Annotated in this window: 1 protein-coding gene; it reads right to left on the bottom strand. The window is 64.7% G+C overall.

Going from position 1 to position 241, the window contains the following annotated elements; all coding sequences use genetic code 11:
- On the bottom strand, positions 1-241 hold a 241-nt coding region (locus AC1RPN_RS09195), incomplete at both ends, for a phage tail fiber protein (protein WP_481763880.1).

The following is a 241-nucleotide window of genomic DNA, read 5'->3' as shown; positions in this document are numbered from 1 at the left end:
CGTTCGTCGTGCGGCCGATTTCGACGTCGCCACCGATGTTCGTCACGGCACCGGTGCCATTGATGCGGACGGTCCCGTCGGCGAGCGACCACGAGAACGGGCGGAGACTTGTCCACGAGCCGTCCGGATCGCCCTTTCCAGTCGACAACAGGTAGGCATCCTTGCCGTCGTTGCGAAAGAATGCACCGCAGTCGCCGAAGATTGCTCGGAAGTGCGCACCCTGGGCGTCCATTCCGCGGGC

The sequence above is a fragment of the Dellaglioa sp. CoH-57-MRSF-20 genome (genome assembly GCF_056781955.1).
The sequence above is the reverse complement of the archived record's forward strand: the minus strand, read 5'-3'. Positions and strand labels throughout refer to the sequence as shown.